Origin of the sequence: Streptosporangium sp. NPDC051022 (assembly GCF_040683035.1) — a bacterium.
In the GTDB taxonomy this organism is placed as follows: Bacteria; Actinomycetota; Actinomycetes; order Streptosporangiales; family Streptosporangiaceae; genus Streptosporangium.
Map to the genome: position 1 here is coordinate 15,387 of NZ_JBFBCF010000013.1, position 24,056 is coordinate 39,442.

Here is a 24,056-nt window from a genome sequence, read left to right on the forward strand (position 1 = left end):
GCCGCCCGCTCCGCCGCCGCTGCGGCCGGTGAGCGGAGCAGAAAGTGACCGGGACTCCCGCCTTCCCGGGCTCGGCCGCCGCCTCGCGGAGAACCCTGGTACCGCTCGCCCTCGCCCAGTTCATCTGCAGCTTCGCGGGCTCGAACATGAACGTGATGATCAACGACATCAGCGAGGACCTGAACACGACCGTGAAGGGCGTGCAGACCACGATCACGCTGTTCCTGCTCATCATGGCGATCCTCATGATCCCCGGCAGCAAGCTGACCGACCGCTGGGGCCGCAAACGATGTTTTCTCGCGGGCCTCATCCTGTACGGGGCCGGCGCCCTGCTCAGCACGTTCTCACCCGGCCTCGGAGTGCTGATCCTCGGCAACTCGGTACTCGAGGGCGTGGGCACGGCGCTGCTGATCCCGCCCGTCTACATCCTCGCGACGCTGGCGTTCAGCGATCTTCCGTCGCGTGCCCGGGCCTTCGGCGTGATCAGCGGGCTGGGAGGCATCGGCGCCGCGGCGGGACCGCTGATCGGAGGCCTCATCACGACGGCGATCAGCTGGCGGGCCGCGTTCGTCTTCCAGACCATGGTCGTCGTGACGATCATCTTTCTCAGCCGCCGGATCGTCGACCCCGTGGCGCCGGACCCGACGCGCCCCTTCGACACGGCGGGGGCGGTCCTGTCGGCGGTCGGCATGTTCTTCGTGGTGTTCGGGATCCTGCAGGCCAGTAACGACCTGGTGCTCACGGCGGTGCTCGTCGCGATCGGAGCCGCCTTCCTGGTCTGGTTCCTCCTCCACATCCGCTCCCGGGAACGCGCGGGGAAGGAGCCGCTGCTGTCGACCGGGCTGTTCAGGAACCGCACGTCCAATCTCGGCCTCGTCACGCAGAACATCCAGTGGCTGCTTCTCATGGGGACGTCGTTCGTCGTGGCCGTCTTCCTCCAGACCGTACGTGGATACAACGCGATCGAGACGGGCGTCATCTTCACCGCGGCGACCCTGGGCGTCCTGTTCTCGTCCCTGGCCGCCGAGCGGCTCGCCAGGAGGCACTCGCAGAAAGCCCTGATCCTGACGGGCTTCATCATGACCCTGGCCGGGATCGTGCTCCTGCTCGCCCTGGTCAAGGTCTCGCCGGGTGCCGTCGCCTTCGCGCCCGGGCTCCTGCTGATCGGCCTGGGGCTGGGAGTGATGCTGACCCCCTCGGTCAACATCGTGCAGTCCAGCTTCCCCGAGAGACTTCAGGGCGAGATATCCGGGCTGTCGCGCAGTGTGTCCAATCTCGGCTCGTCGTTCGGCACGGCGATCGCCGGCACGATTCTGGTCTCGGGGCTGGCCACGGGAAACCGGTCCTACGTCCTGGCGATGACCGCGCTCGCCGTCCTCGCCCTGATCGGCCTCGCCGCCGCGACGCGCCTGCCCGCCGTCACCGGACGCCGCTGACCGGCCCCGGACGCGGCGACCGGCGCAGACCGGCGCGGCCGTGAAGCGGTCCTCGCCCGGCTCACGGCCGCTCGACCGGGCCCGACCGGGCCGGGCCGGGGCGAGGCGGAGGGTGCGGTGCGTCCGTGTCAGCCGAGTGCCAGGGCGGCGACCCGGCGGGCCAGCAGGCGGGCGGGGTCGAGAACCGGCATGGGGAGGCGGGAGCCGTCCAGGGCCAGGACGAGTTCGGTGCACGCGGTGACGATCCGCTCGGCGCCGCGGTCGGCCAGCGAACGGCAGACCTCGGCCAGCGCCCGCCGGTGGGCCGGCCGGGCGCCGCCGCCCTTGACGGCGCCGATGGCGGCCATGACCTGCCGCTGGCCGGGTTCGTCCGGTTCGATCGCCGCCACGCCGTACCGCCGCAGGGCCTCGGTGTACAGACCCGCGCGCAGGGTGCCCGAGGTGGCCAGCACACCGGCCGCGCGGACGCCGTCGGCGGCCAGGGCGTCGGCCGTGACCTCGATGATGCTCACCAGTTCCAGCCCGGCCTCGTCGGCCAGGTGCGGCACGAAGGCGTGGGCGGTGTTGCAGGGGACGGCGAGCACCTCGCATCCCGCCCGCTTCAGGGCCTCGATGCCGCGCCGCAGGTACGGGGTCGGGTCCTCGCCGCCGCCGAGCAGGCTCAGGGAACGGTCGGGGACGCGGGGGTCGCCCCAGATGACGACGGGCACGTGCCCCTGGTCGCAGGTGGCCGCCGTCTCCTCCACGAGCTTGCCGTAGAAGTCGACGGTGGCCGCCGGGCCCATGCCGCCCAGGACGCCGACCAGCCGGGTCCCGCTCACCGGGTACCGCCGGGGGAGGCGGCGGCCGGCGCCGGGCCGCGGTCGCGGAGCCGAGTCATCGAAAAGGGGTCCTCTCCCTCGTGACGGAGGCGGGGATGAGTCAGGGGATGAGTCAGGGGCCGGGGTCGGCCGCCCGCACAAGGATCGAGGTATAAGGTGATCCCGGTGCTCAGACGCAGCAATCTGCCACCAAAGGAGTGAATGTGCAGGATTCCGGCATCGAGCCTCGGCGGTTGCTGTCGGAGACGGACCTGGAACTCATCGACGCCCTCCAGATCAACCCGCGGGCGAGCTGGGCGGACGTCGGGGCGGCGATCGGCGCGGATCCGGTGACGGCGGCGCGCCGCTGGCAGCGGCTGAACGACGCGGGGGAGGCGTGGACCACCGTCGCCCTGGGTCGGCGCCAGATGCACGCGATGAGCATGGCGTTCCTGGAGATCGACTGCGCGGCGGGCGCGGCGGTCGAGGTCGCCGACAGGCTGGCGCGGGCCGGGCATCTCATCACCGTGCAGCACCTGGCCGCCGGTCACGACCTGTTCGTCATCGCCGCCGCCGCCTCGATGCCGGCGCTGGCGGACTACCTGCTGACGGATCTGCCGCGGGTGCCCGGGGTGGCGAAGGTGCGCACCCACGTCGCCACGCGCGTCTTCGAGGCCTCGTGCCGCTGGCGGCTGCGCGTGCTGCCGCCCCGGGCCGCCGGCGCGCTGGCCAGGCGGCCCGGACCGGCGCAGCCCACCAGGCAGATGGACGAGGTCGACCGGCTGCTGTTCAAGGCCCTGCTCCCGGACGGCCGCGCCGGTTACACCGAGCTCGCCGGCGCCGTCGGCGTGTCCGAGCGCACGGTGCAGCGCAGGCTCTCGCGCCTGGTCGCGACCGGCGACATCGACTTCCGCTGCGACCTGGCGCGCTCGTACGCCGGCTGGCACTCCTCGGCGGTGCTGTGGCTGCGGATGCCGGACGGGCTGCTGGAGGAGACGGGCCGGGCGCTGCTCGGCTGGCCGGAGACGCGCACGTGCGCGGCGCTGGCGGGAGCCCGCAACATGCTCCTGACCGTCGGCCTGCACACCGTCTCCGACCTGCACCCGCTGGTGGTGCGCCTGGAGGAGCGGTTCCCGCACGTGACCATCGCCGACCGGCAGATCGTGCTGAGGCAGTCGAAGCTCTACGGGCGCCTCCTGGACTCCTCCGGCCGCTGCACGGACGTCGTCCCGGTCGACCCCTGGAGGCTGGCGCCGCGCGGGTGAGGCTCAGCGCGGCTCGGGGATCGCGCCGCCACGGGCCTCCCGGCACAGGCCGGCCCGCAGCACGTCGGCCTCGCCGCGCCCCACCACCTGCAGGTCCCCGACGGCCAGCGCGGGCAGGCCGAGCGCGGAGACGACGGCGGTGATCCGGCCGACCTCGCCGCGGACGGCCGCCTCGTCACACCCGGCCCGCGGCGCGGGGCCGCCGAGCGTCGGTGTGATCAGGACGTCGACGCCGGACATCCGTTCGGCGAAGGCGGCGCGGAAGGCCGAAAGCTCCCGCACGGCCCGGCGGTACTCCCGGTGGTCGATCCCGGCGGCGTCGTCCAGCTTGCGCCGCACGCCCGCGCTGTAGCTCGCGGCGCTCGCCGGGTAGGTGGCCTCGTGGGTGCGCCGGGCCTGCGCGCCCACGATCGTCCAGTACGGGGAGAGGATCCCGTACGGCAGGTCGATCTCGCGCACCCGAGCCCCCAGGTCGGCGAACTCCCCGGCCTGCGCGCAGCCCTCGGCCACGCCGACGACCATTCCCGACAGCGAGCTCGGCGCCTCGGCCGCCTCCCCGGAGAGCACCCGCCACACGCGCGCGCAGTCGGCGACCGACGTGGTCATCGGCCCGGCCACGTCGAACATCGGGGCCAGGGGGGCGACCCCCTCGGCGGGCAGGCGGCCGGCCCTCGGGCGCAGGCCGACCACCCCGCAGCAGGCCGCCGGGATCCGTACCGAGCCGCCGGTGTCCGTGCCGAGGCCGAACCGGGCGATCCCGGCGGCGAGCGCGGCGGCCGTACCGCCGCTCGACCCGCCGGGGGCCAGGTGCGCGTGGCGCGGGTTGCGCACGTCGCCCCAGTGCGGGTTCTCGCTCGTGACGCCCCAGGCGAACTCGTGCAGGTTCGCCTTGCCGACCAGGAGCGCCCCGGCGCGCTCCAGCGACTCGACGCACGGCGCGGTGGTCAGCGCCTCCTGGCTTCCGTACAGGACGGACCCGCGGGTCGTGCGGAGCCCGGCGACGTCGATCATGTCCTTGACCACGAACGTCCAGGCCGGCAGCTCGGGCGCCGTGGCGGGCGCCGGCCGGTCTCGGCGCGCGAGCCGGGCGAGAACCGGTTCGGGACCGGACTCGATGAGGATGTTGTGCCCGCTGTACCGGCGGATGGCCTCGGCGGATCCGGCGATCGCCGCGGCGGCCGCCGCCTCGTGTTCCACGGTGAAGGACCTCCTGACGCCCGCCCGGGCCGCGCCCGTGATCCGGCGAAGGTCGGCGGAGCTGCTGGTTTCGGCCGGGCGCGACGCCGGGGCGCCGGGGCGTGCGGGAGCCGCGCCGCGGTGCGCAGGACCGTACCGGTCAGACCGCCAGCGCGTCCAGCAGGGACCGCAGGCGGGCGGTCTCGCGGTCGGGGTGGACGAGGGTGAAGATGCTGCGGCTGGTGTTCAGCCACGGCACGTCGGCGACCACGACGTCCGGGCCGTGCCCGCGCAGCGCGAGGTCGGGGACGAGCGCCGCCCCCATCCCCGCCCCGATCATGTCCATTGTGATCTTGAAGTCGTCGGAGTGGCAGACCACCCGGGGATGCAGGCTCCAGCGGGCGAACACGGCGTCGAAGAAGGAGGCGTCGCTGCTGGCCGGATGGTGCATGATCCACGGCAGGTCGACGAGCTGCTCGACCCGGTAGGGCGCCAGGTCGGGCCAGCTGCGCGGCAGGACGACCTTGTAGCGGTCCTCGGCGATCCAGCGCCGGCCCAGCGCCGACGGCCACGACAGGCCGGCGTTGCCCACCTGGTAGACGATCGCCGCGTCCATCTCGCCGCCGGCGCCCAGGCGCGGGATGAGCTGGGAGCACTCGGCGACGGAGACCCTGACGCCGGCGCGTTCGGCGGGTTCCATCTCCCGCAGGACGCCGGTCAGCACGTCGGCGAAGCTGGGGAAGATGCCCAAGTGGATCTGCCGCTCGCTGTTCCTGTGCACGGCCTGGACGGCGGTGACCATGCGCTCGAGGTCCAGGAGCACGATCTCGGCGTGCCGGGCCAGCACCTCGGCGGCGCTGGTGGGCAGCACGCTGTGGGCGGAGCGTTCGAACAGCTTGACGCCCGTTTGCCGCTCCAGCGCGGCCATCTGCTGGGAGACGGCCGAGGAGGTGTAGCCGAGCCGGTTGGCGGCCGCGGCGAAGGACCCCAGCTGGACGACCTCACAGAGGGTGCGCAGGTGCTCGGGCTTCAGCATTAGAGTTCCTTGCTCTCAGCGCTGCTAAATGTCGTGTTTATAGCGCTTCCGTCTTCTTTTTGCCACTCCTACAGTGATGGCCACCGTCACCTCGAATCCCTGAGAGTCACATTGAGCATCCGCGTATATCGCAACGCCGCCATCCACACCGGAGACAGCGGCAACCCGTTGGCCCAGGCCATGGCAGTGGACGGCGAGCGGCTGCTGGCCGTCGGCACGCAGGCGCAGGTGCGCGAGGCCGCGGGCCCGGGAGCGGAGCTGATCGACCTGGAGGGCGCCGCGGTGCTCCCCGGTCTCTACGACGCCCACATCCACACCGCCCAGTACGCCCAGAGCCTGGGCGCGGTGGACCTGCGCGACGTGCGCTCCCTGGACGACGCGCTGGCCAGGGTGGCCGCGCACGCGGCCCGGCTGAGACCGGGCGCCTGGCTGTTCGGCGGCCGGTGGAACAGCAACACCTGGGATCCGCCGGCGCAACCGGACCGGTACGCGCTGGACTCGGTCTGCCCCGAGCTGCCGGTCGCGCTGCCCAGCGTGGACGGCCACACGGTATGGGCCAACTCCGCGGCCCTGCGGCTGGCCGGCATCGACGCCACCACCCCCGACCCGGTGGGCGGCGAGATCGTCCGCGACGCGGACGGGGAGCCCACCGGCATCCTGCGCGAGTCGGCCTCCTACCCGCTGCGCAACCTCATGGTCTCCGCCGACCTGCGCGACCTGCTGCGCGCCGCGCAGGAGGAACTGCTCGCCCTCGGCCTGACCAGCGTGCACGACATCGACGGTGAGGACTGCCGGGCCGCCTACCTGCAGCTGCGCGAGGCCGGTGAGCTGAAACTGCGCGTGCACAAGGCGATCCCGATGATCCACCTGGAGACGGCCATCGCCGAGGGCCGCCGCACCGGGCAGGGCGACGACTGGTTCCGCACCGGCCCCGTGAAGATCTTCAGCGACGGGGCGCTGGGCTCGCACACCTGCCACATGAGCGAGTCCTTCGCCAGCGAGCAGGACAACACGGGCATCGCGGTCACGCCGTACGAGGACCTGGTCAGGCTGTTCGGCAGGGCCGCCGGGGCCGGGATCGCGGTGGCCACGCACGCCATCGGCGACCAGGCCAACCACCTGGTCATCGACGCCTACGAGGCCGTCGGCCGTACGGCGGGGCTGCGCCACCGCATCGAGCACGCCCAGCACCTGCGGCCCGGCGACCTGGCCAGGATGGCCCGGCTGGGCATCGTCGCCTCGATGCAGCCCGTGCACTGCACCAGCGACATCGACCTGGTCGACTCCCTGCTGGCCGGGCACGAACTGGCCTCCTACGCCTGGCGCGGGATGCTGAACGTCGGCGTCGCGCTGGCCTTCGGCTCCGACGCCCCGGTCGAGCACCCCGACCCCTTCGCGGCGCTGTACGCCGCGGTGACCCGTGCCCGCGTCGACGGCACCCCCGCCGGCGGCTGGCAGCCCGAGCAACGGCTGAGCATGGGCGAGGCCCTCACCGCCCACACCCTCGGCGCGGCCTACGCCGCGGGCGAGGAGGACGACAAGGGCGTCCTGGCGCCCGGCAAACTCGCCGACTTCGTCGCGGTGGACACCGATCCCTTCGCGGAGTCACCGGACGCGGTGCTGCGCACCAAGGTCCTGACGACCGTCGTCGGCGGCGAAGTCCGCTGGCAGCACTCCTGAACCACCTCTTTGAAGGAGCACCCCCCGTGAACACCCGGATCCTCACCACGCTCGCCGCCGGCGCGCTGCTGGCCGCGACCGCGGCCTGCGGTGCCCAGTCCCTGGACGAGGGCGGCACGCCCGGCACGGCGGCCCCGGCACAGGGCGCAGCGTCTGCCACAACACCGGCCACAGTGCCGGCCGTCGTCCTGGACCCGGCCCCCGCCGAGGAGAAGGCGGCCGACGTCATCAACGCCATCACCCCCGACAAGGACCTCGCCGCCAAGGCGCCGGCGAACGTGAGGTCCGCGGGCCTGAAGGTCGTCTCCTCCATGGGCTACCCGCCGATGGAGATCTTCGCCGGTGACGGCAAGACGGCGATCGGTTTCGACCCCGCCCTGACCAGGGCCATCGCCAGGAAACTCGGCGTCAACGTGACCATCACCGACGAGGAGTTCAACTCGCAGATCCCCGGCGTCCTCACCGGCCGCTACGACTTCGTCATCTCCTCGATGACCGACAACCCCGAGCGGCAGGGCCAGGTCACCTTCGTCGACTACGTGCGGGCGGGCGCGGGACTGCTGATCAAGAAGGGCAACCCGGCCGGCATCGCCGGGCCCAAGGACCTTTGCGGCAAGACGGTCTCCGTCGTCGACAACGGCTCCTCGATGGAGCTGGCCGAGCGGTACGACGCCGACTGCAAGAAGGACGGCAAGGCCGCGCTGGACATCCTGAAGTTCCCCGGCGACCAGGAGGCCCTGCTCCAGGTCAGCGGCGGGCGCGCGCAGGCCACCATCACCGACTACGTGGTGGCCGCCAGCAAGGCCGCCGACCCCAAGCTCGAAGTCGAGGCCGTCGCGCTCGAAGGCACCGAGAGCCCCTGGGGAATCGGGATGAAGCCCGACAACAAGGAGCTCATCGAGTCCGTCAAGGGCGCGCTGGACTCCCTCATCCAGAGCGGCGAGTACGGCAAGCTGCTCAAGGCCTGGAACCTGGAGAAACTGGCCGTGCAGTCCGCTGTGATCAACGGCGGTAAGTGACCGTGCGGACCGAACCGATCACCGACGCGTCGGGCACCCCGATCCCCGTCGCGCGGACCCGGCACTGGGGCCGCTGGCTGGCCGCGGCCGCCGCGCTGGGCGCCGTCGGCTGGCTGGTCTACCTGGTCGTGGTCAACCCGCGACTGGACTGGGGCAAGGTCGCCGAGTACATGCTCAACGACCGGATCCTGGAGGGGGTCTGGGTCACCGTCGAAATCTCGGTGCTGGCGACGGTCCTCGGGCTGGTGCTGGGCGTGGTGATCGCGATCATGCGGCTGTCGCCCAACCCGGTGCTGAGCGGGCTGGCCACGCTCTACATCTGGTTCTTCCGCGGCACGCCGGTGCTGGTGCAGCTCATCTTCTGGTACAACCTGGCCTTCCTGTTCCCCGCGCTGGTGCTCAAGATCCCGTTCACCGCGATCGGCCTCAAGTGGGACACCAACCTGGTGATGACCGGCTTCACCTCGGCCATGCTGGGACTGGGGCTGAACCTGTCGGCCTACTTCGCCGAGACCGTGCGCGCCGGGATCCAGGCCGTCGACCACGGCCAGACCGAGGCGGCCTACGCGCTGGGCATGACCCCGGCCAAACGGATGCGGGTCATCGTGCTGCCGCAGGCGCTGCGCATCATCATCCCGCCCACCGGCAACGAGTTCATCTCCATGCTGAAGACCACCTCGCTGGTCTACGTGGTCGCCGGGCACGACCTGATGACCAACGCCAGCCAGATCTACAAGACGAACAACCTGATCATGGAGCTGCTGATCGTGGCGAGCCTGTGGTACATGCTCATGACCGCCGTGGCGACCTTCCTGCAGGGCAGGCTGGAACGCCGCTTCGGCTCCGAGGCCGTACGGCTGGTGCGCGGCGGCGGCCTGGCCTCCAGGATTCTGCCGAAGGCGGCCGCGTGAACGCGCCCGACGGGCAGGTCGTACAGGCCTCGGGCGTGCGGATGGGCTACGGCGACGTGCAGGTGCTCAACGGCGTGGACCTCACCGTCGCCTCCGGTGAGGTGAGCTGCATCATCGGCCCCTCCGGCTCGGGCAAGTCCACGTTCCTGCGCTGCCTCAACGGCCTGGAGCCGGTGCTCGGCGGCAGCCTGCGGGTGCTCGGTGAGGAGGTCGGCCACACCCTGCGCGACGGCAGGTACCACCCCTGGACTCCCAAGGAGTTCGCCGCCTTCCGCAGGAACATCGGCATGGTGTTCCAGCGCTTCAACCTGTTCGCCCACCACAGCGCGCTGGAGAACGTCGCCTGCGGTCCCGTCCACGTCCTGGGCACCCCGGCGGAGCGGGCACGGGCGCTGGCCATGGAGCACCTGGACCGGGTGGGCCTGGCAGATCACGCGCACAAGCGGCCTCACCAGCTCTCCGGAGGCCAGCAGCAGCGGGTGGCCATCGCCAGGGCGCTGGCGATGAACCCGGCGCTGATGCTGTTCGACGAACCGACCTCCGCCCTGGACCCGGAGCTGGTCGACGAGGTCCTGGAGGTCATGAAGGGCCTGGCCGCCGAGGGGATGACGATGGTCGTGGTGACCCACGAGATCGCCTTCGCCAGGGAGGTCGGCGACTGGCTGACCTTCTTCGCCGACGGCGTGGTCGTCGAGCGGGGCAGGCCCCGCGAGCTCCTGGCCGCCCCGGGCCACGAACGGACCAGGGCGTTCCTGTCCAGCGTGCTCGGCCCGGAGGAACGCCGCGCCTCCTGATCGCGCCTTCCGCCCGGCCGCGGGTTCTTGACCGCGAAGGGCGGCCACCGTGCTCCCGCAGGCACCCGCCCGCGGGAGTACGGTGGCCGCCCGCGGGAGTACGGTGGCCGCCCGCGCTTCCGGAGGGGCCGCCCCGGGCCGACCTCGCCCCGGTCAGCCGGACGGTGACACCAGGCCCGTCTCGTAGGCGGCGATGACGAGCTGCGCACGGTCGCGGGCACCGAGCTTGGCGAGCAGCCGTGTCACATGCGCCTTGACGGTGGCGACGCTGATGAACAACTCGGCGGCGATCTCGGCGTTGGACAGGCCGCACCCGACGAGGGTCAGCACCTCGCGTTCCCGCCCGGTGACGCCTTCGAGCGGGCGTCGCCGCGGGGCGGGCGCGGGACGGGCCGCGAACTCCTCGATCAGCCTGCGGGTGACGCCCGGCGCGATCAGGGCGTCGCCGGCGGCGACGACACGGATCGCCGTGAGGATGTCGTCCAGCGCCATGTCCTTGACGAGGAAGCCGGACGCGCCGGCGCGCAGCGCGCCGTAGACGTGGTCGTCCTCGTCGAAGGTGGTCAGGACGACGACGCGCGCCGTGCCGGGGCCCGCGGTGATCAGCCGGGTGGCCTCGACACCGTCCATGCCGGGCATGCGGATGTCCATCACCACGACATCGGGGCGGAGGCTCTCGGCCAGCCGGACCGCCTCCTCCCCGGTACCGGCCTCCCCGGCGACCTCGAGGTCGGGGACGTCGGCGATGACCGTCCGCAGCGCGGTACGGACCAGGGGCTGATCGTCGACGAGCACGACGCGGACGGTCATCGGACCCCCGCAGGCACGGGCAGGCGGACCGCCACCCGGAAGCCGCCCTCGGGGCGCGGCGCGGCGGAGAACTCCCCGCCCAGCAGGCCGACCCGCTCGCGCATCCCGGCCAGGCCGTACCCGCTCCCCGCGGCGCCGGTACGGCCGTCGCCGCCGTCGACGACCTCGATGGAGAGCTCCTCCCGACGGTAGCCGATGGACACCCGGCAGGAGGGGGAGCCCGCGTGGCGCATCACGTTGGTGAGCGCCTCCTGGACGATGCGGTAGGCGGACGTGTCGATTTCCGCGGGCAGCGCACGCGGCTCGCCCAGCCACCGCACGTCGACGCGGAGACCGGCCTCCGTCGTCGTCGCGGCGAGCCGGTCGACGTCCGCCAGGCCGAGCCCCGGATCGAGCACCCCGCCCCGCCCCTGCCGTCCCGGTTCGGCCCGGCGCAGCACACCGAGCGTACGGCGCAGCCCGGACAGGGTCTCCCGGCCGACCGTCTCGATCTCACCCAGCGCCTCGCGCGCCCGCACCGGCTGCGTGTCGATGACCCGCCGGGCCGCACCGGCCTGGAGGGCGATGACGCCGATGCTGTGCGCGACCATGTCGTGCAGCTCACGCGCGATCCGGAGCCGCTCGTCGGTGACCGCCTGGGCCGTGGCCTGGGCGGTCAGCCTCTCGGCGTACTCGCGGGCCCGGTGGGCCGAGTCGCCGCCCAGCCAGGCGATGACGGCCGTCAGGGCCACGGCCAGCTCCGCCGAGGTCCCGATGCTCCAGCCGGACAGCAGCCGCGCGGCCAGGTAACCGGCGAGCACGGTGAGCGCCATGGCGACGGCGGCGACCCCGGTCCGGCGCGGCCGGGTGGCCGCGACGAAGTACAGCGCGACGTCGGCCGCCAGGAACTGGGCCAGGGGGATCTCGCCCACGCCGAGGGGGAACGACGCGACGACGGAGGCGGCGAGCAGCAGGGTCAGCGCGGGCAGCGGCCGGCGGCTCAGCAGAGCGCCTCCGGCCAGCGCGAGGACGGTGGCCGCCAGCAGGAACGTCAGCCCGTCCCACCGGTAGAGCAGGACTCCGGAAACCACGGAGGGCGCCGACTCGCCGGGCAGCCTGACACGCATGAGGAACGTGAACGCCATGCTCGCGCCCCAGGTCACGACCGTCCAGACGCCGGGCGGTACACGCCTCAGCGGGGGCAGCGGGGGCGTGACGTCCATGCGCCGATCGTAGCGGGGCGTTCCACGCCGGGGCATTGGACCGGAGGCGTACATCCACGGTCTACCGGTGCGCCGGCGAATGCGACCGGCGGTCCGATGCGGCGCGGGCACGGCCTGGGACACCTTCGTGAGGTGACCGAAACCAGTGAACCGGCGGCGCGCCACCGGCACGGGAGCCGCCTGCGCCGCACCCTGCTCGCCGCGTTCGTCACCGTCTCGGTGGCCGTGCCGGTGACGGGTACGGCCCGCCCCGCGGCCGTCCCGGCGCCCGTCCCGGCCGTCCTGCCCCCGCTGCCGGCCGTGACCCCGGCGGCCCTGGACGAGCGGTACACCGTCAGCCGCGCCGCCATCCGGGCGGCCGAGCGGACGGCCGCCGGGCACGGCGACCGGCTGCGGGCTGCGGCGCTGCGCGTCATGGCGGCCCCCGAACGCCGCTTCCTGTCCTTCGACGGCCGTGAGGGCGGCCGCGCCGTCGAGGTCTTCGGAGACCTGTCCCGGGCCGAGTGGATCGCCGTGCTGGTTCCCGGCGCCGACACCGACCTCGACAGGTACGGGCTCCTGCGAGGCGGTTCGATGAGGCTGCAGCGGGAACTCGGCACCCGGGCGGCCGTCGTCGCCTGGCTCGGCTACCGGACGCCGAGCACCGTGAGCCCGCAGGCCCTGACACCCGCCCGGGCGGACGAGGCGGCCCCCGGCCTGCGCGTCTTCGTGCGGGCGCTGCGGACGGCCAGGCCCGCCGCCCGGGTCTCCCTGCTGTGCCACTCCTACGGCTCGGTGGTCTGCGGCCGGGCCTCGGCCGGACTGGACGTCGCGAACATCGTCCTGTACGGCAGCGCCGGAACCACCGCCGACAACGCCGCCGGGCTGCGCACCCGGGCCGCCGTATGGGCGGGCCGGGGCGCCGGCGACTGGATCGCCGGCGTGCCGCACACGCGGATCCGCCTTCCCTTCGCCGTCATCGGGTTCGGCGCCGATCCGGTCTCGCCGGAGTTCGGCGCCCGGGTGTTCGCGGCCGGCGACGGCGGTCACAGCGACTACCTGAGACTCGGTTTCCCGTCGCTGCGGAACATCGCCCGGATCGTCTCCGGGCGGCTTCCCGCCGGGGAGGTCCGCGGTGCGTGAGCTCGTCCGCCGCATCGACGCGGCGACTCCGCCCGGCCGCGACCGCGCCGCTGACGCGCTGCGCGGATTCGCCATCCTGGGCGTGGTGATCGGCCACTGGCTGGTGACCGCGCTGGTCGCCGACAGCGGCACGCTGCGCGTCACCAGCCCGCTCAGGCAGATGCCCGCTCTGGCACCCCTGTCCTGGGTGCTGCAGACCATGGCGGTCTTCTTCCTGGTGGGCGGGTGGATGGCGGCCGGAGGTCTCGCCCGCGCCCGCGCCCGGGGCATGGGCTACCGGCGGTGGCTCGGCGTCCGGATGGCCCGGCTGTTCCGGCCGGTCGCCGCGCTGGTGGCGGTGTGGGGCGCGGCGGCGGTCGTGATGCTCGCCTCCGGGGTCTCCCCGGACACCGTGATCATCCTGGTCAGGCTGGTGCTGTCCCCGCTGTGGTTCCTGCTGGTCTTCGCGGGACTGACGGCGCTGACCCCGCTGGTGGTGCGGCTGCACCCGCTGTGGCCGCTGGCCGTGGTGGCGCTGACGGATCTGCTCCGCTTCGGGCTAAGCGGGCCCTCCTGGCCGGGCTGGATCAACGTGGCGGCCGGGTGGCTGGTGCCGTACTGCCTGGGCGCGGCCTGGAGCCGCGGCGCCCTGTCCGGCCGCGCGACCGGATGGGCGCTGCTGCTCGGCGGGGCCGCCGCCACCGCCGCGCTCGTGCTGTGGGCCGGCTACCCCGCCTCCATGGTCGGAGTGCCCGGGGCCCGCGTCTCCAACCAGGCTCCGCCCACCCTCGCCGCCGTCTGCTTCGGTCTGGCCCAGAGCGGAGCGGCCCTGCTGCTGCTCGACCCGCTGCGCCGGGTGCTGCGCCGCCCCGCGGCCTGGGCCGTCGTGGCGTCGGTCAACCTCTCGGCGATGACGATCTTCCTGTGGCACCAGACCGCGATGATCGCCGTCACCGCGACCGGCCTGCTCACCGGTGAACTCCTGCCCGGCCTGCACACCGTCCCGGAAAACCCCGGCTGGGTGCTCGCCCGGCTGGCCTGGCTGCCGGTGTTCACGGCGGCGTTACTGGTGTGCCGGACCGCCTTCCGCACCCATGAACGGGGACGGCCGGGCGAAGTCGGGAACCGCCCCGCGCCTTCCGCGTCCACCGGGCAAGGTCCTGCCGGGTAGCCGGCGTGTTCGGACGCTCCGGTCCCAGCACCCGCTCGACCGGTGGCAACAGGGGTGAGTGCGTCTCGATCGACCTCGTCCTCTCCAACACCGCCGGTCGCACGCTCCACTCAATCCGGCCAGGACCACGGCGATCTGTCCTGAGCAGTGGACAGGTCGCCACCGTTACGCCGGGCAGTCGCGGGGGCCGATGCTCCGCCCGGCACCGACGACGGTGATCCGGGCGGGGCTTCCCGGTGCCGTGGCGGCGACCGTGCACACGATCTGCTCGACGGCCAGTGTGGACAGTTCGCCGGCCGGAGTGGACAGGGTCACCACCAGGTGGCCTGCCGGCTTGGCGGTCACCGAGAACGGGCCGGCATCGGGCGGGACGCCGGTGGTGAGTCCGTGCGCCTGTTCCGTCGCGGTGGGTCCGGCTGCCAGCAGCGCGAGCACGTCCGCCTGGGACAGCCCACGACCGGGCCGCGTCACCGCGCTGAGCCGGCCGTTCTTCACCAGGTAGAGGGTGGTCTTCATGGCCGGTGCGACGCATGTCAAGGGCGTCGCGCTGGACGTGCGCCCCCGCGAAGGCGCGCGCTGGCTCGAGGAACACGGTGCCCGCTACGACCTCTACCGCATTTACGACAACGAGTGGTGGCACTTCGAGTACCGCCCGGACAGCGGCGGCAGGCCACCACGACGACTGCCCCACCCCGGCGTGGGCTACGTGACCGGGAACGGGGACCAGATGCGGCCCGGGGGCGGCGACAAGCAGGAAGACCCGGCTGAAGACCGGATCGGTGACGGGCGTCACCGGCTCCGGCGCGGCCGGGTGGATCACGGTCCGCTCGGCGACCCGGCGGTGATCTCCCAGGCAGGAGCCGTGCGCGGTGCCGCGCCGAGCGCCGCGTACGCCGTTGGGGAAGGCGGTGCGGGCGACCGCCGGCCGTGCCATGGCGCCGTGTCCCGTCAGTGAGGCCGTAAGGTCGTGTTCATCGTTCGTTCACGATAGGACACATGTGTACCACGACATCGTCGGCTTCGCCCTCACCACCCCCGCCTGGCTCCACACGCTCGCCGAAGTCGGCACCGACGCCGGATTGTTCCTGTTCGTGGCGCTGTACGGGTTCGCGGCGTGGCGGGCCTGGCGGGGCCCGGCCCGTGACCTCGCCCTTGTGATCGCGGGTCCGGCCGGAGTGGTGTTCGCATATGTCGTCAGCGAGGCCGTGAAGCTCGTCGTCCGGGAGGACCGGCCGTGCCGCGGCGGGGTGACGACGATCGCCGCCTGCCCGCCGTCCGGAGACTGGTCCTTCCCCAGCAACCACTCGGTGATCGCGGCGGGCGCGGCGGCCACGCTCGTTCTGGCCTGGCGCGCCCTGGCCTGGGTGGTACTGCCGCTGGCGGCGGTCATGGCGTTCTCGCGGGTGTTCGTGGGCGTGCACTACCCCCACGACGTGGCGGCGGGCTACCTGCTCGGGCTGGTGCTCGCGCCGCTTTTCGCGCTGCTCATGGTGGGCGCCGTCACCCCCGCGGTACGTCTCGCGCGAACGCGTCTGTCGCATCGATGAGCCGGTCCACGGGGTGAAGCGCGTCCTCCCGGCCCGGCTGCGCGCCGGTCGAGGCCACTCGATCATGGGTCCGGAGGGGATTCGAGGCCCGGCCGGTGTCCGGGGCGAGGCCGGAGACGTCCGGTCGCCCGCCGGGCTTCAGACGCCGGCGGTACGTCCGGCGTGTTCCAGGAGGACGCGGACCTCCTCGGCCTCCGGGACACCGAGCTCCCCGTAAAGGGCGAGAGCCAGCCGCCCGTGCTCACAGGCCCGCTCCGGGTGCCCGAGTGCGAGGTGGGCGCGCGCCAGCCCGTCGTGGGCGCGTGCCCGCTCCGGCCGGTTGCGCGTCAGGTCGGCGAGCGCGAGGGCGGCCGTGTGTTCCTCGACCGCCCGGACAGGGTCGCCCGCCGCCTCGGCCAGCCCGTTGAGCGCGGCAGCCTCGTCGGCGGTGTTGCCGAGCGTGCGGTAGAGGGCCGCGGCCAGCTCGTGGCGGGTGCGTGCCTGGGCGAGTTCGCCCTGGTGCCGGAGGACGACGCCGAGGTGGTTGAGGGTCACCGCCTCTCCGGCCGGGTTTCCGACCTTGCGGTGGAGCGCCAGTGCCAGGTCGAGATGGCGCCGGGCCTCCTCCGGACGACCGGCCCGGTCGAGGAGGAGGGCGAGGATGCCGAGCACGTGGGCCTCGCCCCAGGTGTCGGCGCCGATCCGGGTGAGGTCGAGTGCCTGCTTGAGGTACCGTTCCGCCTGCGTGTCCTGCCGCCGGCGCAGGGCCACGTTCCCCAGGGTGAGCAGTGCCCGGGCTCGCTCGTATGCCTCCTCGCACGCCTCGAGGGCCTGGTGAGCGTGCTCCTCCGCTCGTTCGTACTCGCCGAGTCGCCAGTGGGTCCACGCCAGGTCGGTGAGCGCTCGCGCCTGGACCACGCGGTCGCCGAGCTTGAGGCTGCGCTGGAGCGTCAGGGTGTGGAGTGTGAGCGCGTCGTCGTGGTGCGCCTGCCGGTCGAGGTAGGGGCGCATCGCCAGAGCCAGGAAGCCGAGGCAGATCTCGGGTCCGTGGACGGCGGTCGCGATGATGTTGGAGCGTTCGGCGTCGAGCCAGGAGATCGCCTCCGCGGCGTCGCGGATGGGCGCGATCGGGGTGGTCGGCCGGGGGATACCCTCCCGCCGGCTGACGCTGTGCGGGAAGAGCCGGTCCATCGCCGCGCGGGAGCGGTGCAGGTAGTAGGCGAGCAGCCGCATGACGGCGCCGTCGTCCTCGGCGATCGAGCGGGCGTGCTCACGGAGCAGGTCGTGGAAGGTGTACCGGCCCGGTTCGAGCTGCAGGAGCATGTGGGCGTCGAGGAGGCCTTCGAGGAGATCCTCGGCCTCCTCCTCAGGGATTCCCGCCAGCGCGGCCGCGCCGTACGGGTCGATGTCGCGGCCGGGCACCAGCCCGAGCAGGCGGAACATGCGCTGCTCGGCCTCGTGGAGTTGCCCGTAGGAGAGGGCGAAGGCCGCCGACACCCCGTCCAGGAGGCGGCGATGATCCCGCAGCCGGCTCGCCAGGTAGGACACGGTCCAGCGCGGGCGGTGCTGGAGGCGGGCGGCCGAGATCCGGATGGCGAGCGGGAGATGCCCGCACAGCCGCAGCACCTCGCGCACGGCGTCCGGCTCGTGGTGGGCGCGTTCGCCCACGATCCGGCGGAACAGCTCGGCGGCGTCCTCCTCGCCCAGCACCTCGACCGACAGCGCGTGGGCGCCGTCCAGGTCGACGAGCCGGCGCCTGCCGGTGATCAGGACGAGGGTGTCGGAGCGCCCCGGCAGCAGGGGGCGCACGTGCTCGGCGTCGAGGGCGTTGTCCAGTACGGCGAGCACGCGGCGATCGGCCAGCTCGGCGCGCCAGAGGGCGCTTCGCTCGGCCGGTGTGACCGGGATGCGGTCGGCGGGCACCCCGAGCTGGCGGAGAAGGGCCTCCAGCGCGGCGGAGGCGTCGATCGGCTCCCGGCCCGCGGTGTGGGCCTGCAGGTCGATGAAGACCCCGCCGTCCGGATAGCGGGCGGCCAGCCGGTGGGCCACGTGGACGGCGAGCGTGGTCTTGCCGACCCCGGCCATGCCGTCGATCGTGACGACCGTCGTCCCGCGGTGCTCACCCACGAGCCGCTCCAGCTCGGCGGTCCGTCCGGAGAAATCGGGAATGTCGTAGGGCAGGAAGGTGGAGCGGCGCGGCGGGCCGGAAACGACCGGTGCCGCGTCGGCCAGGCGCAAGGCCGGATCATCCGCCAGGACCGCCCGCTCCAGCTCGGTGAAGGCGTGCCCGGGGTCAAGGCCCTGCTCGTCCGCGAGAGCCGTACGGTAGGAACGCGCCGCGGCCAAGGCGTCGGCCTGCCGTCCCGCCCGGTGCAGGGCCAGGACGAGGTGGCCGTTGAGCTTCTCGCGGAGCGGGGTGGCGGTCACCTGGGCCGCGAGCTCGTCGAGCAGGTCGCCGTGCCGTCCGGCGGCGAGCTCACCCTCCACCAGACGCTCGTACGCCGACAGCCGGCGGTCGTTCCAGAGCTCCCGGACGCCGGTGACGTAGTGCGCGTGCACGTCCTCCAGCGCCTCGCCGCTCCACAGACCCAGGGCTTCGCGCAGCTCGCCGGCGGCCACCAGCTCGGTGAACTCCTGCGCGTCGACCTGCCCGGGCCCGGGCTGCGCGACGTAGCCGCCGGCCCGCGTCTCGAGGAGCTCCACGGCTCCCGCACCCCGCAGCGCCTTGCGGATCGCGGTGATCGAGGCGTGGATCTGCGATCGGGCGGTGTCGGGCCGGTCGTGGCCCCACATCGCGTCGATCAGCCGCTCGATGCTGATCACCCGGCCGGCGTTGAGCAGGAGGTAGGCCAGTACGGCCCGGTGACGTGGGGCGACGCTCGTCAGGGGCGCGCCGTCGACGATCATCTGGACGGGGCCGAGAAGGGTGAAGCGCAGCACCGTTCCTCCCCGTCACCGTCGCATCGTGGGCGCATAGCGAATGTATCAATCCGGGCGGCCACTGTAGATCTCACACGAACCGATACGGAGGAAACACGATGGAAGCCCGGATGAAGAACCCCGCCACGATCATCCCCGCCGTGATGAAGCCGATCCAGGAGCTGATGAAGGCCGCTCACTCGCAGGGGCTCCCCCAGGAGCTCATGGAGATGGTCCACCTGCGGGTCAGCCAGGTCAACGGCTGCAGCTTCTGCGTCGACGCCGGCCTGAGGAACCTGCGCAAGCTCGGCGAGAGCGACGAGCGCATCGGCCTGGTCGCCGCCTGGCGCGAGGCTCCGTACTACACCGACGCCGAGCGGGCGGCGCTGGAGCTGGCGGAGGCCTCGACCCGGCTGGCCGACCGCGCCGACGCCGTCTCCGACGAGGTCTGGGACAACGCCGCCGACCACTTCGACGAGCAGCAGCTGGCCTCGATCCTGCTGATGATCGCCATCACCAACCTCTTCAACCGCCTGAACGCCCCGATCCGGCAGATCGCCGGCAGCTGGTAAGCCCCCGCCCCCCACACAGGAGACAGAGACATGTCCGTCGTCCGCTCGCACCGCTACTCCGTCGCCGATGCCGACCTGGAGGAGTTCCTGGCCCGCCGGAGCTCGCTGATCGCGACCGTCAGGGAGGGGCACCCCGGGCTCGTCCGCGCCGTGCTGATCCGGCTCGAGGACGGCACCTACACCGACACCTGGCACTGGGAGACCGCCGGGCAGTTGGGCGCCGCGCTCGCCGCCCTGCCCACCTTCCCGGAGGCGCCGCTGACCATGGCCCTCACCGGGGACGGCGCCGCCCTGAACGGCCGGGTCGTCGACGAGCGCTGAACGGCCACGCCGCCGGGCGGGCGAGCCCGCCCCGGGGGCAGCCCGGACGAGTGCGGCGCCACACCGTCACCCGTACCGGCGGGTCGCCGGGACGGACCGCGAGATCACCGGCCCGGACGGCCGCCGAAGTATTGCGGTACGCGACATCGTGACGGAAAGTAATCACATGGTTGCAGCACGCTTTACTCACTGGAACGGGCTACCGCCGGAGACACGACAGGCGGGCTTCGAACAGGACCATCAGATCCTCTACGTCGCACGGGCCGCGTACGCGGGCGGCCTGCACCTCGGGAAGATCCGGGCCGACTGGCACAAGGCCGCCATCGTCTACGGCGGTCAGGAGGTGTGGGTCGACGGGGCCGAAGTCTGGACACACCGGCTGAGCGACGACTCCGGCGGCGTGTGGAACGTCCCCGGCGGCTCTCCGGGCGACGCGATCGTCTGCGGCCGCGAAGCCGACGGCACCCCGCTGTACGCCGCCCGCGCCTACCACAACGGTGGCCTGCACCTCGGGAAGTGGCGGGCGGACTGGACGGCCGCCGCCATTCCGTACGGCGGCGGCGAACTGTGGATATCCCGGTTCTCGATCCTCTGCCCCGGCCAGTACATCGACGGCGACCCCGCCTTCGACTGGCAGCGCCACTGACTCACCGCCGTACTTCCTCGAAAGGGTCGTCGGCACACCCCGGGCGCATGCCGCGCCACGGCGTCCGAGCGCCCCCACGAGGCGGGAGAACCCGTCCCGCAGGCGTAGCTCGTCGGCTGTTTCCGGCCCCCTCCTCCCGGGCGGGCTCACCGGCGCCCCTGTTGCCGGTGAGCCCGCCCTCGCGTCATCGGGTCTGATCCGCGTGTCCGGTGGTCGCCGGGGCGCCGGGGCGCCGGGGCGATGGGGTGATGGGGTGATGGGCGGATCGTGAGGGCGGGCCGGACGTGGGGCGCGGATCCGCAGGAGGGCCGTGGCGGGCTCCGGGAACCGTTTCCCGGAGTTCGTCTCCGAGGCCGTCAGCCCCTACGCCAGTAGTGGTCCACGTGCTTCGTCCTGCCGTTCACCACGAATTCGCTGTACGGGTAGGCCCAGGAAACGCAGGGGATGACGATCATGCACTGCCGGATCCTCTCCTCGAACGCCGAGCCGTACCAGGTGGTCTTGTTGCCGACTCCGGAGTTGATGGTGAATCCGCCCTTTTCCCAGCCGCCGGATTGGTTCTTGATGTAGGTGTTCCGCTCCACGCCGCCGACCTTCTCGTCGCTGACGCAGTAGTAGAGCCTGTGGTGCCATTCGACGATTTTCGAACCGGTCACGCTGTAGTAGTCGATGTAGCGGTCGTGGGTCTTGCAATAGGTGCTCCGGGCCGCGTTGCCGCGGGCGGGCTCGAGGCTTTCGTGCCTGAGAGGAGTCTGCTGGTCCGGGTCCACGATCCGGTCGGCCCACTGGGGATACTTGTTGACGAGAGTGGCGCGGTCCTCGTCCGAAAGCCGCTTCCCGGCATGCGCGAAGCTGTTCCGGTTGATGCGGTTGACGATGTCGACGACCTTTTGCGGGACCTCCCCCGCGCCGACGGCCACCGCGGGCCGCTCACCCGCGGGGCCGTCCGGCGCGGCCGAGACGGGAACGAAGGTTCCGGCCGTGCCGACCACCGCGATCGCTGCGATCAGGAACAGGCGGTTGATGGACATTCCGGGTGATCTCCTTGGGGCGGACGTGATTCTGTTCCGTCCCGGCGGCGGGATCTCCGCCGGCGAAACGGCCCGCCGGCCTGCGATCGTTTCGTCGGCCCGGTCGGTGGGTCGCCGCGAGGGCGCTCTGGGAGAACGCGTCTCCACGGCCGGATGGAATTGAGGTGTTCTGGTCTTTTCGGCTTTCCGGTGAACCACCCGCTTCTGGTGATCGCCGTGTTTCCGGCGTCCGCCCTTCCGCTTTCCGGTGGAACGGGACTCACTGTGCGCCGTTGCCTGTGAACGAACCTTGGGCCAACCTTGAACCAGCTGATCGGACCAGCTGTCTCGGACCGGAATTCCAGCTGGAAGGGTGAACGGGATGGCAGTGGAGTTCGGCTTGTTCGGTGGCGTCGAGGCGCGGGCCGACAGCCGGCTGATGGACGAGCGCCTGGTCGGCCAGCTCATGCTGGCCCTGTATCGCTGCGGCCGTTCCGCCGACGCCCTGAACCACTACCGGGACCTCCGGCGGCGCCTGGCGGAGGATCTCGGTATCGATCCGGCTCTGGCGCTGCGGTAACTCCCGGCACCGCCGCCGATGTTCACCGGCCGGGACACGGAGGTGAGGGTCCTCCGCGAGATGCTGGATCCGGGCGAGTCGCGGTACGCCCACGTGGTGGCCGTGGACGGAGTCGCCGGGGTCGGGAAGTCCGCGCTGGCGCTCCACGTGAGCCATCGGATGGCGCAGGGGTTCCCCGACGGGCAGCTCTACGTCAACCTGCAGGGCGCGGCGGACGGAGGGGCGCCGCTGACGCCGTACGACGTCCTCGTCCAGTGGCTGCCCCAGCTCGGTGTGCCGGGCACGGATGTGCCCGGCGAAACAGGGGCGGCGAGCGCGCTGTGGCGCTCGGTGCTGGCGGGGCGGCGTCTGCTGCTGGTGCTCGACGACGCCTTCTCCGCCGAGCAGGTCCGTCCGCTGCTGCCCGCGGAGCGCGGATGCGTGACGCTGGTGACCAGCAGGAGCGTGCTGGCCACACTGGACGGAGCGGAGTTCGTGCATCTGGAACCGCTGGCCGAGGGGGAGGCGGTGACGCTGCTGGGGCGGTTGACGGGCGAGGGGCGGGTGGCCGCCGATCCGGTGGCCGCCGGCGACGTCGTCGGACTCTGCGAGCGCCTTCCGCTGCTGCTGCGCATCGTGGCCGCCAGGCTGGCGGCCCGCCCGGGCTGGCCGATCCGGGCGATCGCCGACCGGCTGGCCGAGGAGCACCGGCGCCTGAACGAACTACAGGCCGGTGAACTGAGCGTACGGGCGAGCCTCGCGGTGAGCCTGAGGGAGGCGAGCGAGGAGGGCGCACGGGTCTTCGCGTCTCTCGCGATGGTCGGTGTGGCGGAGCTCGACCCGCCGCTGGCGGCCTCGCTCGCCGGCCTGCCCTGGACGGCCGCCGAAACCATCCTGGAACAGCTCGTCGACGCCCGCCTCGTCGACTCGCCCGTTCCCGGCCGCTACCGGATGCACGACGTGGTCCGGCTCTACGCCCGTGAGCAGGCCCGCCTGCGGGCCGGCGCCGCCGAGTGGAGCGCCGCCCGGCGCCGGGTGCTGGACCACTACCTGGCCCTTGCCCACCAGGCCAGCCTCCTGCTGGACCCGGAGGAGGCGTCCGCGCTCACGGTGGGGCCGCCGCCGATCCACCCCGCGGGTTTCGCGTTCGGCGACCGCCCGGAGGCGAGTGCCTGGGTCGACTTCGTGGCCCCTCATCTGCCGGCGGTCATGGCCGAACTGGCCGATTCCGGCGAACTCGCCGCCGACATCGCCCTGTGCGCCCTGCAGGCGTATCCGGCGCTGATGGTCCGCGATCGCTGGACGGAGCTGATCCGGCTGAGTTCCATCGCGGTCCGGACCGCCCGCGGCAGTAGCCGGGTTCTGGAGGCGCGGGCCCACAACCTGCTGGGCATGGCCTACGGCAACACCGGCCGGTTGGACGAGAGCGTCGCCGAGTTCGGCCACGCGCTCCGGCTGTGGGAGGAACTCGACAACCGGCACCAGATGGCCCGGGCCCTGAACAACCTGGGCCTCGTCGCGCGCCTGCGCGGAGACCTGCCCGAGGCGGCGCGCTGCCACGAACGCAGCATCCTGCTGTTCGGGGAGGCCGGGGACTCCAGCGGGCAGGCCCGGGCCCTGTCCAACCTGGGCCTCGTCCATCAGCGCATCGGTGACCACGACCAGGCGATCGTGGCGCACGAGGAGGCCGCCGAGATATTCCGGGCCCTGGGCGACCGGTACCGTCTCGGCCTCGTTCTGGGAGACCTGGCCCGGGCCGTACGGCTGGCCGGCCGGATCCGCGAGTCCCTCGACCGTTACCTGGACAGCCTGCAGGTCATCCGCGAGACCGGCAACCGTTCCGGTGAGGCCGAGCAGCTGTGGGGACTGGCGCAGGCGCTGCACGACCTCGGTGAATCCGACTTCGCGCGTGCCCGGTGGCGCGCCGCCCTGGACATCCTCTGCGAGTGCGGCGACCTCACCGCCGAGGAGGCGGAGGCCGTTCTCGCCCAGCCCGTCCCGGAGGCGCCCGCGGCCATCAGCAGAGGTCGTTGACGGCGTCCGGCACGGGGGAGCGGTGCGGAGGTTCTGACGGTGGCGGACGGCGCGCGGGGCCGCCCGGC

23 protein-coding genes are annotated in these 24,056 nt (G+C 72.7%); 15 read left to right on the forward strand and 8 right to left on the reverse strand.

From position 1 onward, the window contains the following. Window positions 1–44 precede the first annotated feature (44 nt). Window positions 45–1,436, forward strand: coding sequence for an MFS transporter (locus AB0N02_RS21670; RefSeq protein WP_363949261.1), 1,392 nt, complete (start codon window positions 45–47; stop codon window positions 1,434–1,436). 128 nt (window positions 1,437–1,564) lie between these two features. On the opposite strand, the gene AB0N02_RS21675 is transcribed toward AB0N02_RS21670, so the two are convergent. Beyond that, on the reverse strand, window positions 1,565–2,257 hold the full coding sequence (locus AB0N02_RS21675) for an amino acid racemase (RefSeq protein WP_363949263.1): 693 nt from the start codon (window positions 2,255–2,257) through the stop codon (window positions 1,565–1,567). A 203-nt stretch (window positions 2,258–2,460) separates the two neighbouring features. On the opposite strand from AB0N02_RS21675, the gene AB0N02_RS21680 reads away from it, so the two are divergent. Beyond that, window positions 2,461–3,501 carry an AsnC family transcriptional regulator gene (locus AB0N02_RS21680; RefSeq protein WP_363949266.1) on the forward strand — a complete coding sequence of 347 codons (1,041 nt, stop codon included), beginning with the start codon at window positions 2,461–2,463 and terminating at the stop codon, window positions 3,499–3,501. A 3-nt stretch (window positions 3,502–3,504) separates the two neighbouring features. Here AB0N02_RS21680 and AB0N02_RS21685 read toward each other — a convergent pair whose 3' ends face one another. After that, window positions 3,505–4,698, reverse strand: a complete 1,194-nt coding sequence (locus AB0N02_RS21685) for an amidase (RefSeq protein WP_363949269.1) — start codon at window positions 4,696–4,698, stop codon at window positions 3,505–3,507. Window positions 4,699–4,837: 139 nt separating this feature from the next. After that, window positions 4,838–5,713 carry a LysR family transcriptional regulator gene (locus tag AB0N02_RS21690; RefSeq protein ID WP_363949271.1) on the reverse strand — a complete coding sequence of 292 codons (876 nt, stop codon included), beginning with the start codon at window positions 5,711–5,713 and terminating at the stop codon, window positions 4,838–4,840. Window positions 5,714–5,824: 111 nt separating this feature from the next. Here AB0N02_RS21690 and AB0N02_RS21695 point away from each other — a divergent pair, with 111 nt between their 5' ends. From AB0N02_RS21695 to AB0N02_RS21710, 4 genes are read left to right on the forward strand one after another with little or no spacing between them, the layout of a single operon-like run. Continuing rightward, entirely contained in the window at window positions 5,825–7,393 is a 1,569-nt protein-coding gene (locus tag AB0N02_RS21695) for an amidohydrolase (RefSeq protein ID WP_363949274.1), read from the forward strand. A 26-nt stretch (window positions 7,394–7,419) separates the two neighbouring features. Further along, entirely contained in the window at window positions 7,420–8,412 is a 993-nt protein-coding gene (locus AB0N02_RS21700; RefSeq protein ID WP_363949277.1) for an ABC transporter substrate-binding protein, read from the forward strand. 2 nt (window positions 8,413–8,414) lie between these two features. Continuing rightward, window positions 8,415–9,323: an amino acid ABC transporter permease gene (locus AB0N02_RS21705; protein WP_363949280.1), complete on the forward strand. Its 909-nt coding sequence runs from the start codon at window positions 8,415–8,417 to the stop codon at window positions 9,321–9,323. A gap of 41 nt (window positions 9,324–9,364) precedes the next feature. After that, window positions 9,365–10,117, forward strand: coding sequence for an amino acid ABC transporter ATP-binding protein (locus tag AB0N02_RS21710; protein ID WP_363949720.1), 753 nt, complete (start codon window positions 9,365–9,367; stop codon window positions 10,115–10,117). Window positions 10,118–10,270: 153 nt separating this feature from the next. Here AB0N02_RS21710 and AB0N02_RS21715 read toward each other — a convergent pair whose 3' ends face one another. Next, complete coding sequence (locus tag AB0N02_RS21715) at window positions 10,271–10,927, reverse strand: response regulator transcription factor (protein WP_363949283.1); 657 nt, start codon at window positions 10,925–10,927, stop codon at window positions 10,271–10,273. Continuing rightward, window positions 10,924–12,129 (reverse strand): sensor histidine kinase, encoded by a 1,206-nt coding sequence (locus tag AB0N02_RS21720; protein WP_363949285.1) that lies wholly within the window; start codon window positions 12,127–12,129, stop codon window positions 10,924–10,926. Before AB0N02_RS21720 ends, AB0N02_RS21715 begins: the two co-directional genes overlap by 4 nt. A 132-nt stretch (window positions 12,130–12,261) precedes the next feature. Between AB0N02_RS21720 and AB0N02_RS21725 the strand changes: the two genes are divergently transcribed. Both AB0N02_RS21725 and AB0N02_RS21730 read left to right on the forward strand, forming a co-directional pair. Next, on the forward strand, window positions 12,262–13,251 hold the full coding sequence (locus tag AB0N02_RS21725) for an alpha/beta hydrolase (protein WP_363949287.1): 990 nt from the start codon (window positions 12,262–12,264) through the stop codon (window positions 13,249–13,251). Then, window positions 13,244–14,401, forward strand: a complete 1,158-nt coding sequence (locus AB0N02_RS21730; RefSeq protein ID WP_363949290.1) for an acyltransferase — start codon at window positions 13,244–13,246, stop codon at window positions 14,399–14,401. The genes AB0N02_RS21725 and AB0N02_RS21730 overlap by 8 nt, the downstream gene beginning before the upstream one ends. A 165-nt stretch (window positions 14,402–14,566) precedes the next feature. On the opposite strand, the gene AB0N02_RS21735 is transcribed toward AB0N02_RS21730, so the two are convergent. Then, window positions 14,567–14,917 carry a GerMN domain-containing protein gene (locus AB0N02_RS21735; protein WP_363949293.1) on the reverse strand — a complete coding sequence of 117 codons (351 nt, stop codon included), beginning with the start codon at window positions 14,915–14,917 and terminating at the stop codon, window positions 14,567–14,569. On the opposite strand from AB0N02_RS21735, the gene AB0N02_RS21740 reads away from it, so the two are divergent. After that, complete coding sequence (locus AB0N02_RS21740; protein ID WP_363949296.1) at window positions 14,916–15,356, forward strand: hypothetical protein; 441 nt, start codon at window positions 14,916–14,918, stop codon at window positions 15,354–15,356. The two genes, AB0N02_RS21735 and AB0N02_RS21740, sit on opposite strands and share 2 nt — an antisense overlap. Before the next feature lie 43 nt (window positions 15,357–15,399). After that, window positions 15,400–15,948: a phosphatase PAP2 family protein gene (locus AB0N02_RS21745; protein ID WP_363949298.1), complete on the forward strand. Its 549-nt coding sequence runs from the start codon at window positions 15,400–15,402 to the stop codon at window positions 15,946–15,948. A gap of 138 nt (window positions 15,949–16,086) precedes the next feature. Here the strand turns inward: AB0N02_RS21745 and AB0N02_RS21750 are convergent, their stop codons facing one another. Further along, a complete protein-coding gene (locus AB0N02_RS21750) occupies window positions 16,087–18,867 on the reverse strand; it encodes a BTAD domain-containing putative transcriptional regulator (RefSeq protein WP_363949301.1) in 2,781 nt (926 codons plus the stop codon). A 98-nt stretch (window positions 18,868–18,965) separates the two neighbouring features. On the opposite strand from AB0N02_RS21750, the gene AB0N02_RS21755 reads away from it, so the two are divergent. From AB0N02_RS21755 to AB0N02_RS21765, 3 genes are all read left to right on the forward strand, one after another. Beyond that, window positions 18,966–19,418, forward strand: coding sequence for a carboxymuconolactone decarboxylase family protein (locus tag AB0N02_RS21755; RefSeq protein WP_363949303.1), 453 nt, complete (start codon window positions 18,966–18,968; stop codon window positions 19,416–19,418). 30 nt (window positions 19,419–19,448) lie between these two features. After that, window positions 19,449–19,739, forward strand: a complete 291-nt coding sequence (locus tag AB0N02_RS21760; protein WP_363949306.1) for a hypothetical protein — start codon at window positions 19,449–19,451, stop codon at window positions 19,737–19,739. 166 nt (window positions 19,740–19,905) lie between these two features. Continuing rightward, window positions 19,906–20,385 carry a DM9 repeat-containing protein gene (locus AB0N02_RS21765; RefSeq protein WP_363949309.1) on the forward strand — a complete coding sequence of 160 codons (480 nt, stop codon included), beginning with the start codon at window positions 19,906–19,908 and terminating at the stop codon, window positions 20,383–20,385. A 356-nt stretch (window positions 20,386–20,741) separates the two neighbouring features. On the opposite strand, the gene AB0N02_RS21770 is transcribed toward AB0N02_RS21765, so the two are convergent. Then, window positions 20,742–21,416 carry a hypothetical protein gene (locus tag AB0N02_RS21770; RefSeq protein WP_363949312.1) on the reverse strand — a complete coding sequence of 225 codons (675 nt, stop codon included), beginning with the start codon at window positions 21,414–21,416 and terminating at the stop codon, window positions 20,742–20,744. Window positions 21,417–21,777: 361 nt separating this feature from the next. Between AB0N02_RS21770 and AB0N02_RS21775 the strand changes: the two genes are divergently transcribed. Continuing rightward, window positions 21,778–21,975, forward strand: a complete 198-nt coding sequence (locus AB0N02_RS21775; protein WP_363949315.1) for a BTAD domain-containing putative transcriptional regulator — start codon at window positions 21,778–21,780, stop codon at window positions 21,973–21,975. Window positions 21,976–22,017: 42 nt separating this feature from the next. Next, a complete protein-coding gene (locus AB0N02_RS21780; RefSeq protein ID WP_363949318.1) occupies window positions 22,018–23,988 on the forward strand; it encodes a tetratricopeptide repeat protein in 1,971 nt (656 codons plus the stop codon). The last annotated feature ends 68 nt before the right edge of the window (window positions 23,989–24,056 follow it).